The sequence below is a fragment of the Aquibium microcysteis genome (genome assembly GCF_014495845.1).
GTDB classification, from domain to species: domain Bacteria; phylum Pseudomonadota; class Alphaproteobacteria; order Rhizobiales; family Rhizobiaceae; genus Aquibium; species Aquibium microcysteis.
The window spans coordinates 160,001-170,000 of record NZ_CP061080.1; the positions used below are offsets into that span (position 1 = coordinate 160,001).

Below are 10,000 nucleotides of genomic sequence, written 5' to 3' on the forward strand. Positions count from 1 at the left end.
CTTCTGCCTGTTCTGCATGACATCGTGAAGAGAAGATTTGTTCGAGTTCCGCGGGAGCGATCCCGTGGTTCGTCGCCGAGAGACGCTCAATCTCCGGCACCTGATTGGCCTGCCTGACCGCGGCCATCGGACAGATCTCGAGAAGCTGGTCTTTTCTGCCAGGCGCATCGCGCGAATAGGGAGTGGCGAGTTGCGAATAGGGTTCTATTCGCTGTCGACCATTCGCCATTCGCGAAATGATGGGCATTGGCAATGAGAATGATCAAGTGTCTTAAGGGCAATTGGTGGATGCCTTGGCATGCACAGGCGATGAAGGACGTGATACGCTGCGATAAGCGTCGGGGAGGTGCGAATACCCTTTGATCCGACGATTTCCGAATGGGGCAACCCACCTGAGATACTTGGTAAGTCAAAGCCGTTTTGGCTCACGGGCCGTATCGTCCGCCTCTGGCGGACTGGCCCTGCGCCGGCGCGCACCATGTGGTGCGACGGCCGGTCGGCCTTGCGAACCTTCGGTTCGTTGGGCGTGGGTTCTGGACGGCTTTGATTACCAAGTATCGCAATCAGGTATCTTGTCTTCGAATACATAGGGACAAGAAGCGAACGCGGGGAACTGAAACATCTAAGTACCCGTAGGAAAGGACATCAACCGAGACTCCGCAAGTAGTGGCGAGCGAACGCGGACCAGGCCAGTGACGATCGTGAGACAAGTGGAACGCTCTGGAAAGTGCGGCCGCAGCGGGTGACAGCCCCGTACACGTAATGCGAACGATCGTCCTCGAGTAAGGCGGGACACGTGAAATCCTGTCTGAACATGGGGCGACCACGCTCCAAGCCTAAGTACTCGTGCATGACCGATAGCGAACCAGTACCGTGAGGGAAAGGTGAAAAGCACCCCGACGAGGGGAGTGAAAGAGTACCTGAAACCGATTGCCTACAAACAGTGGGAGCCTGCAATGGTGACCACGTACCTTTTGTATAATGGGTCAGCGACTTAGTGTGACGAGCAAGCTTAAGCCGGTAGGTGGAGGCGCAGGGAAACCGAGTCTGAACAGGGCGTTCAGTTCGTCGCATTAGACCCGAAACCGAGTGATCTAGCCATGAGCAGGTTGAAGGTACGGTAACACGTACTGGAGGACCGAACCCATATCTGTTGCAATAGATCGGGATGACTTGTGGCTAGGGGTGAAAGGCCAATCAAACTCGGAGATAGCTGGTTCTCCGCGAAATCTATTTAGGTAGAGCGTCGACCGAATACCCCGGGGGGTAGAGCACTGGATGGGCTAGGGGATCTCACCGATTTACCAAACCTAACCAAACTCCGAATACCCGGGAGTACTAGTCGGCAGACACACGGCGGGTGCTAACGTCCGTCGTGAAGAGGGAAACAACCCTGACCGACAGCTAAGGTCCCCAAGTCATGGCTAAGTGGGAAAGGATGTGAGGATCCCAAAACAACCAGGATGTTGGCTTAGAAGCAGCCATCATTTAAAGAAAGCGTAACAGCTCACTGGTCTAAATAAGGGTCTTTGCGCCGAAAATGTAACGGGGCTAAAGCCATGCACCGAAGCTTCGGGTTTGCAGCTTGCTGCAAGCGGTAGCGGAGCGTTCCGTAGGCTGATGAAGCCGGATCCGTGAGGACCGGTGGAGGTATCGGAAGTGCGAATGCTGACATGAGTAACGATAAAGCGGGTGAGAGACCCGCTCGCCGAAAGTCCAAGGGTTCCTGCTTAAAGTTAATCTGAGCAGGGTTAGCCGGCCCCTAAGGCGAGGCCGAAAGGCGTAGTCGATGGGAACCACGTCAATATTCGTGGGCCTGGAGGTAGTGACGGATCGCGTGTGTCGTTCATCCTTATCGGATTGGATGGGCGGCGAAGCGGTCCCGGGAAATAGCTCCTCCGTATAGACCGTACCCGAAACCGACACAGGTGGACTGGTAGAGCATACCAAGGCGCTTGAGAGAACTCTGCTGAAGGAACTCGGCAAATTGCACGCGTAACTTCGGAAGAAGCGTGACCCCTTCGCACGCAAGTGTGGGGGGGTGGCACAGACCAGGGGGTAGCGACTGTTTATCAAAAACACAGGGCTCTGCGAAGCCGCAAGGCGACGTATAGGGTCTGACGCCTGCCCGGTGCTGGAAGGTTAAGAGGAGAGGTGCAAGCTTTGAATCGAAGCCCCAGTAAACGGCGGCCGTAACTATAACGGTCCTAAGGTAGCGAAATTCCTTGTCGGGTAAGTTCCGACCTGCACGAATGGCGTAACGACTTCCCCGCTGTCTCCAGCAGAGACTCAGTGAAATTGAATTCCCCGTGAAGATGCGGGGTTCCTGCGGTTAGACGGAAAGACCCCGTGCACCTTTACTATAGCTTTACACTGGCATTCGTGTTCGCATGTGTAGGATAGGTGGTAGACTTTGAAGCGCGGGCGCCAGCCTGCGTGGAGTCACCCTTGAAATACCACCCTTGTGGACATGGATGTCTAACCGCGGCCCGTCATCCGGGTCCGGGACAGTGTATGGTGGGTAGTTTGACTGGGGCGGTCGCCTCCTAAAGAGTAACGGAGGCGCGCGATGGTGGGCTCAGACCGGTCGGAAATCGGTCGTCGAGTGCAATGGCATAAGCCTGCCTGACTGCGAGACAGACAAGTCGAGCAGAGACGAAAGTCGGTCATAGTGATCCGGTGGTCCCGCGTGGAAGGGCCATCGCTCAACGGATAAAAGGTACGCCGGGGATAACAGGCTGATGACCCCCAAGAGTCCATATCGACGGGGTTGTTTGGCACCTCGATGTCGACTCATCGCATCCTGGGGCTGGAGCAGGTCCCAAGGGTATGGCTGTTCGCCATTTAAAGCGGTACGTGAGTTGGGTTCAGAACGTCGTGAGACAGTTCGGTCCCTATCTGCCGTGGGTGTAGGAATATTGAGAGGATCTGTCCCTAGTACGAGAGGACCGGGATGGACACACCTCTGGTGGACCTGTTGTGGCGCCAGCCGCATTGCAGGGTAGCTATGTGTGGAATGGATAACCGCTGAAGGCATCTAAGCGGGAAACCAGCCTCAAAACGAGTATTCCCTATCAGAGCCGTGGAAGACGACCACGTTGATAGGCCGGGTGTGGAAGTGCGGCAACGCATGAAGCTTACCGGTACTAATAGCTCGATCGGCTTGATCATTCTCATTCTCCATGCCCATCGCAAAGCGGTGGGATGGTTCCCTGGCCCTCGCGGGCCGTACCGCAGCCTTCGGCTGCTGGCCCTCCGCGAGGGCGCCGGACGACCGGCGGCACGCAAGTCGCGTGCTCGGGCTGCGCCCGAAAAGCCGGTCAGCCATGATGGCTTGCGCGGAAAAGACGAGGATAACAGAAAGCACGGCGGCGTTCGGGGTCTCAACCCCATTCGCCACTCGCTATTCGCCACTCCCCCTCCCAGCTTCTCGATCAATGATTGTGCGCTTCGTCGACCTGGTGGTTATGGCGGGGTGGCTGCACCCGTTCCCATTCCGAACACGGCCGTGAAACGCCCCAGCGCTGATGGTACTTCGTCTCAAGACGCGGGAGAGTAGGTCGCTGCCAGGTCTACAAAACGCACAATCGAAAGCTTCTCGACACCATGTCCGGCCCCGCCGGAAAGCTGCCGGCCCTGCATTCCCGCACGGCCGGCGTTCTCCGTTAACGGCCTCGCGGCGCTCCCCGCCGCAACCGCCCGCAAGGGCACGACGACGATACCCCGGCGCAACCCCGCCGGACACGCCAGGACCGACCGGACCCCGGCGAAACAACACGGCGGAACCCCCGCCAACACCCTGACGCGGGGTGGAGCAGCCCGGTAGCTCGTCAGGCTCATAACCTGAAGGTCGCAGGTTCAAATCCTGCCCCCGCAACCAGAGACAAAACCCCCGCGGCAAATCGCCCGGGGGTTTTTTGTTGTCTGACAGCACGGCAACAGCCCCGACGCCACGGGCAGAGCAGCCGTATCCCTCCGGTGTGGGCCGCAGGAGATCAGCTTTTCTGCTCGTCGGCTACGATGCGCACGATCGTGTCCGCGTTGCATTCCTGATCGACGAGGAACTGCCGGATGCCGCCGGGCCAGGAGCGGACGTCCTGGAGCATGTGAATCGGCATGCAATTTTGACCCCCTAGACGGGAGGATCGGCGTCCAATTTTGACCCCCCTCGTGAAGTCGATCTGCGACCATCCGTTCGTTTTGGCGAGCGGGTGGAGAGGGGATGAAGACAGTGGACACGATTGCCCGGGTTCGGCGTGCTGGCCTGCTGCCGGTTTCGTGGACACCGAGATAAGGTGTTTAACGGAACTGGAGAGTGGGAATGCAACGAAGGAAGTTCAGCCGCGAGTTCAAGCTCGAGGCGGTTAGGCTGGTGAGGGATCGGGGCGTTGCTGTTGCCCAGGCTGCCCGCGATCTGGATCTCCATGAGAATGTGTTGCGCAAATGGGTGCGCGAGCTGTCGACCGATCCGCAGCATGCCTTTCCCGGCCATGGGCAGATGAAGCCGGAGCAGCAGGAGATTGACCGGCTGCGCAAGGAAGTGGCGAAGCTGAAGGCGGAGCGCGACATCCTAAAAAAGGCCGCAGCCTACTTCGCGAGGGAAGTGACATGAGGTTCGCTTTCATCGCGAAGCACCGGAACGTCTGGCCGGTGGCATGGCTGTGCGAGGCGCTGGATGTCTCCCGCTCGGGCTTCCATGCCTGGCTCAAACGCAGCCCCAGCGCTCGCGCTCGGGACGATGAGGTTCTCATCTCCCGGATCGACCGCAGCTTCAAGAACAGCGACCGCACCTATGGCGCCCGGCGGGTCTGGCGCGACGTTCTGGCCGAGGGTCTTTCCTGTGGCCTTCATCGTGTCGAGCGGCTCATGCGGGAGAACGGGTTGCGTGCCCGGCCGCGGCGCCGTGGGTTGCCAAAGGACACCGGCGAGCGAGCAACAGTGTCCGGCAACCTCCTCGACCGCGCCTTCGAAGCGTCGGCGCCGAACCAGAAGTGGGTAGCCGACTTCACCTACATCTGGACCGCCGAAGGATGGCTCTACGTTGCCGCCGTCGTCGACCTCTTCTCTCGGCGCGTCGTCGGCTGGGCGATGAAGGCGGAGATGACGGCGCAGCTCGTCACAGACGCCCTCATCATGGCGATCTGGCGCCGAGGCAAGCCGGACAGCCTGCTGCACCACTCCGACCAGGGATCGCAATACACCAGCGAGCAGTTCCAGCGCCTGATGGCCGACCACGGCATCACGTGTTCGATGAGCCGGTCGGGTAACGTCTGGGACAATGCTGCGATGGAAAGCTTCTTCTCGTCGCTGAAAACCGAGCGCACGGCACGCAAGGTCTACAGGACGAGAGATGACGCCAGGGCCGACGTGTTCGACTACATCGAGCGCTTCTACAACCCTCGGCGACGGCACTCGACACTGGGATACCTGAGCCCCGTCGAGTTCGAGGAACAAGCTATGTTAGCTTAACCTCGTGTCCGAAAAACCGGCAGCAGGCCATGCCTTTCATGTGCAGGGGTGGTCGCTCAAGCGGATCTGCCGCGAGCTGCACGTGTCGCGCAACACGGTCCGCAAGATCCTCAGGTCCGACGAGACCTCGTTCTCCTACGAGCGCGAGCTGCAACCGAAGCCGAAGATCGGACCGTGGAAGGATCAGCTCGACGGGCTCCTGAACGGCAATCTCGGCAAGGCGGCGCGCGAGCAACTGACGCTGATCCGGATCTATGAGGAACTGCGCGCGCTTGGTTATGAGGGCGGCTACGACGCGGTGCGCCGGTATGCGAAGAGCTGGGCGAAGACGAGAGGATCGGCGACGGCCGAGGCCTACGTGCCGCTGCTCTTCGCGCCGGGCGAAGCCTACCAGTTCGACTGGAGCCACGAGATCGTCCTGCTCGCCGGCGTGACGGTGACCGTGAAGGTCGCCCACGTCCGGCTCTGCCACAGCCGCATGATGTTCGTGCGGGCCTATCCGCGCGAGACGCAGGAGATGGTGTTCGACGCCCACGACCGGGCCTTCGCCTTCTTCGGCGGCGCCTGCACGCGCGGCATCTACGACAACATGAAGACGGCGGTGGAGACGGTCTTCGTCGGCAAGGAGCGGCAGTACAACCGTCGCTTCCTGCAGATGTGCAGCCACTATCTGGTCCAGCCGGTTGCCTGCACGCCGGCCTCGGGCTGGGAGAAGGGGCAGGTCGAGAACCAAGTTGGCCTGGTGAGGGAGCGCTTCTTCACGCCTCGGCTGCGCTTCAGGAGCTACGAGGAGCTGAACGCCTGGTTGCTCGACAAGTGCGTGGCCTACGCCAAGGCCCATCGCCATGTCGACCAGCCGGAGCGCACCATCTGGGACGTGTTCGAGGAGGAGCGCGGCAAGCTGGTCGAGTATCGCGGCCGTTTCGACGGCTTCCACACGGTTCCCGCCTCGGTCACGAAGACCTGCACCGTGCGGTTCGACAACAACAAATACTCGGTGCTCTCGACCGCAGTCGGCCGCCCAGTCGAGATCCAGGCCTATGCCGATCGCATCGTCGTGCGCCAGGACGGCACGATCGTGGGCGAGCATGCCCGTTCGTTCGGTCGCAACCAGACGGTCTACGATCCGTGGCACTACGTCCCTGTGCTGGCGCGCAAGCCCGGCGCGCTGCGCAACGGTGCGCCGTTCCAGGGCTGGGAACTGCCATCGGCGATGGAGCGGGTCAGGCGCCGGCTGAAGGCTGCCGACGACGGCGACCGGCAGATGGTGTCGATCCTGACGGCGGTGCTGTCGGATGGGCTCGATGCCGTCGAGATCGCCTGCCAGCAGGCGCTTGCCGAGAACGTCTGCTCGTCCGCCGTCATTCTCAACATCCTGGCCCGCCGGCGCGATCCGGCGCCGGCCGTGACCATCCTCACACCCGACGCGCTGCGCTTGGCGATCGAGCCGCAGGCCGACTGCGCCCGTTACGACAGCCTCAGGAGGGCAAGCTGATGGAACGCACCCAGGTTCTGGACCTGATGGGAACGCTGAAGCTCTACGGCATGCGCAGCGCCTACGATGAGATCATGACGACCGCCATCAAGCGTCAGCACGAGCCGCCGAGGGTCGTCGGCGATCTGCTGTCGGTCGAGATCGCCGAGAAGCAGGCGCGCTCCATCAAGTACCAGCTCACCGTCGCCAAGCTGCCGCTGGCCAAGGACATCGACGACTTCGACTTCGCCGGCACGCCCGTCAACGAGACGCTCGTGCGCGACCTCGCCACCGGCGCCTTCGTCGCCGACCAGCGCAACGCCGTGCTCATCGGCGGCACCGGCACGGGCAAGTCGCATCTGGCCATCGCGATCGCCCGCGCCCTCATACGCAGTGGCGCCCGCGGCCGCTTCTTCAACGTCGTCGATCTGGTCAACCGGCTGGAGACCGAGCACCGCTCCGGCAAGCAGGGACGCATCGCCGACTACCTCACCCGGCTCGACTTCGTTGTGCTCGACGAACTCGGCTATCTCCCCTTCGCCCAGGCGGGCGGCCAGCTCCTCTTCCACCTGATCAGCCGGCTCTACGAGCGGACCTCCATCATCGTGACCACCAACCTCGCCTTCGGGGAATGGCCTGCCGTCTTTGGCGACGCCAAGATGACCACCGCTCTGCTCGACCGCCTCACCCACCACTGCGAGATCATCGAGACCGGCAACGAATCCTGGCGCTTCAAGAACCGCACTCAAAGCTAAAGCCGGAAAGCCTCTCCGACACGCCCGACCGGGCTGCGCAACCCAGACCAGCTCCACCCGGTCGGGCGCTCACCGTCGCGCACTACGAGGGGGTCAATATTGGACGCCGATCCGGGGTCAACTTTGCGCGCCGATTGACAGGGAGCAACTCCTGAAGACTCTCGATGCCGCGCGCGGTGAACGCGGTGATGGCTTCCTCGGACCCGTCGATGATATGGATCATCTCGCCGTAGTCGATGTCGTCGGGATTGGCGGCGACGACCTCGAGCAGCTCCCGGTTCTCGCCGATCATCGTTGCCGCGTGTGCGAGACTGCAAAAGGTGGTGTCGCGAGCCATCAGGCGGCTTTCGGCTCCCGCTTGCGCCCGGCCGCCCAGTTCCACGGGAGCAGTTCCGGCAGACGCGACATGGGCAGGTTCGGCATGCGGCCGAGTACGTCGGCGAGCCATGCCTGCGGGTCGATGTCGTTGAGCTTGGCGGTGACGATCAGTGGGACCATGAAGGCCGCGCGCTCGCCGCAGCGTTGCGAGCCGGCGAAGAGCCATGCCTTTCTTCCCAGGGCGATACCGCGCAGGGCCCGCTCGGCGGCATTGTTCGTCAAACAGACCCGACCATTGTGCAGGAACCGTGTGAAGGCGTCCCAGCGGCCATCCTTCTCGACCATGTAGTCGATCGCCTTGGCAACCGGATTGTGCCGGGACATCTGCGCCCGCTCGCTGCGGAACCAGGCGTGGAGTTCCTCGACGAGCGGGTGCGACAGCTCCTGTCTGGCCTCGCGTCGGGAATCGGCGGAGAGACCGTTGAGGTCGCGCTCGATCGCGAAGAGCGCGTCGATCCGCTCGACGGCCTTCAGCGCGACCGGCGATATCGCATCGGCGGCCTTGCCCTTGCGCACGGCATCGGCGACGTCGGCCAATTCGAAGCATGTCCTCGGGCTGGCCGGAGGCCAGACCCGGGGGAACTTCCGTCGGGCGTGGCTCCAGCACAAGGCGCTGGTCACGGGTGCTGGCTCGCGGCCCGCCCGGTAGAGATCGTTGTAGCCTCCCCCCGGGTCCGGCCTGTGGCCGGCCCGAGGGCAGGCTCCGGCATCGGCCTGCAGGACGCCGGCCCATCCGGCGAGGTGCCGGTTGGGATGGGTCTTCTCGCGATCGGCAGAGAAGTGGAACAGGACGGCGGGCGAGGCACCGCCGGCGAAGGGGCGGTCGTCACGAACATAGGTCCACAGCCGCGCCTGCCGGGTTCCACCTCGCGCCAGCAGCGGCACCGTCGTGTCGTCACCGTGGAGCCGATTGCCCGCCAGCACATGGGCCTTGATGAGCGCATGGATCGGCTCCAGCGCCACCGAGCAGGTTCCGACCTGGTCGGCGAGCGTCGACAGGCTGAGGTCGACGCCTTCGCGGGCATAGCGCTCGGCCTGCCGGTTCAGCGGCTGATGTTGCCTGAACTTCTCGAAGAAGATGGTGGCCAGAAGGTTTGGTCCCGCCCAGCCCCGCGGCGTGGCATGGAAGGGTGCCGGCGGCTGGCTGATCTTCTCGCAGTCCCGGCAGGTGAACTTCTCCCTGACGGTCTGGATCACCTTCCACCGGCGTGGCACCGCCTCCAGGGTCTCGCTCGCCATTGTCCTCGGACCAATGGCGGACGATGGCTCGCCGTCTTCTCCCATCTTCACGATGCGCGAGGAGCCGCAGCAGGTGCATGCCTTCGGCGGCTCGATCACCACGCGCTCGCGCGGGAGATGTGCGGGGAAGGGCTTGCGGGCCGGACGGCGTCGCTCGAAGGCGGCGACCGTGGTGGTGCGGGCCGCTGCACGCTCGGACGCGATCTCGTCCTCGGTGGCGGCGGCTTCGAGATCCTCGAACTGCAACTCCATCCGCTCGATCAGCCGGGCACGCCGTTCGGAGCTGTGGCCATACTGCTCGCGCCGGAGCGCCGGATCGATCGAGATCGGCACGATCATCCGGCGCGCATTCCCCAGAACCACCTCGATCGTCGCCTCCGCGACGGGCGTCGCCACCACTGCCGGCGGCGTCTCGACAACCGCCGCCGATGCCGCGCTTGCCGCCAGCGGCACCGCCATGAACGTAGGTGCCGCAGATCCCAGCCGGCCAGCGCGATAATCCGCCCGCCATCGCGTCAGCAAGGACCGCGAAATCCCGAGACGCCGTGCCGTCACCGAGCCCTGCCGGTGCCCCCGCAGGCTCTGCTCGACGATACGGATCTTCTCCTCGTCGGTCCAAGCCCGTCGGCGTCCGACCGCGTCGACCGATAGAACCTCGAACTCCGAAATGACCTTAGCGCCTGCC

The 10,000-nt window shown here is 62.7% G+C and carries 5 protein-coding genes, 1 tRNA gene, 2 rRNA genes and 1 pseudogene (1 of these 9 only partly in view); 6 read left to right on the top strand and 3 right to left on the bottom strand.

The window, feature by feature from the left end; all coding sequences use genetic code 11:
- Window positions 1-260 precede the first annotated feature (260 nt).
- The 3 genes from IAI54_RS00745 (at window position 261) to IAI54_RS00755 (ending at window position 3,880) form a co-directional block, all read left to right on the top strand.
- Window positions 261-3,171 (top strand): 23S ribosomal RNA (locus tag IAI54_RS00745).
- Between the two features lie 286 nt (window positions 3,172-3,457).
- A 5S ribosomal RNA gene (gene rrf, locus IAI54_RS00750) occupies window positions 3,458-3,572 on the top strand.
- 231 nt (window positions 3,573-3,803) lie between these two features.
- Window positions 3,804-3,880: transfer RNA gene (locus IAI54_RS00755), tRNA-Met, on the top strand.
- A 115-nt stretch (window positions 3,881-3,995) separates the two neighbouring features.
- Here the strand turns inward: IAI54_RS00755 and IAI54_RS29080 are convergent.
- On the bottom strand, window positions 3,996-4,118 hold the full coding sequence (locus tag IAI54_RS29080) for a hypothetical protein (protein ID WP_275403596.1): 123 nt from the start codon (window positions 4,116-4,118) through the stop codon (window positions 3,996-3,998).
- Between the two features lie 203 nt (window positions 4,119-4,321).
- On the opposite strand from IAI54_RS29080, the gene IAI54_RS00760 reads away from it, so the two are divergent.
- From IAI54_RS00760 to istB, 3 genes and pseudogenes are all read left to right on the top strand, one after another.
- A protein-coding gene (locus IAI54_RS00760; protein ID WP_187969239.1) for an IS3 family transposase occupies window positions 4,322-5,469 on the top strand; the annotation gives its coding sequence in 2 pieces (ribosomal slippage) (window positions 4,322-4,571 and window positions 4,571-5,469; 1,149 coding nt in all).
- Window positions 5,470-5,473: 4 nt separating this feature from the next.
- Window positions 5,474-7,034: pseudogene (gene istA / locus IAI54_RS00765) on the top strand (IS21 family transposase).
- Entirely contained in the window at window positions 6,964-7,698 is a 735-nt protein-coding gene (gene istB, locus IAI54_RS00770; protein ID WP_187969608.1) for an IS21-like element helper ATPase IstB, read from the top strand. The pseudogene istA and the gene istB overlap by 71 nt, the downstream one beginning before the upstream one ends.
- 82 nt (window positions 7,699-7,780) lie before the next feature.
- Here the strand turns inward: istB and IAI54_RS00775 are convergent, their stop codons facing one another.
- Both IAI54_RS00775 and tnpC read right to left on the bottom strand, forming a co-directional pair.
- Entirely contained in the window at window positions 7,781-8,035 is a 255-nt protein-coding gene (locus IAI54_RS00775) for a hypothetical protein (protein ID WP_187970560.1), read from the bottom strand.
- Window positions 8,035-10,000, bottom strand: partial view of an IS66 family transposase gene (gene tnpC, locus IAI54_RS00780; protein WP_187970561.1) — the 3' portion only. Its footprint extends 2 nt past the window's final position; the window shows 1,966 of its 1,968 coding nt (coding positions 3-1,968); the start codon is cut by the window's right edge — 1 of its three bases falls inside, at window position 10,000; its stop codon occupies window positions 8,035-8,037. The genes IAI54_RS00775 and tnpC overlap by 1 nt, the downstream gene beginning before the upstream one ends.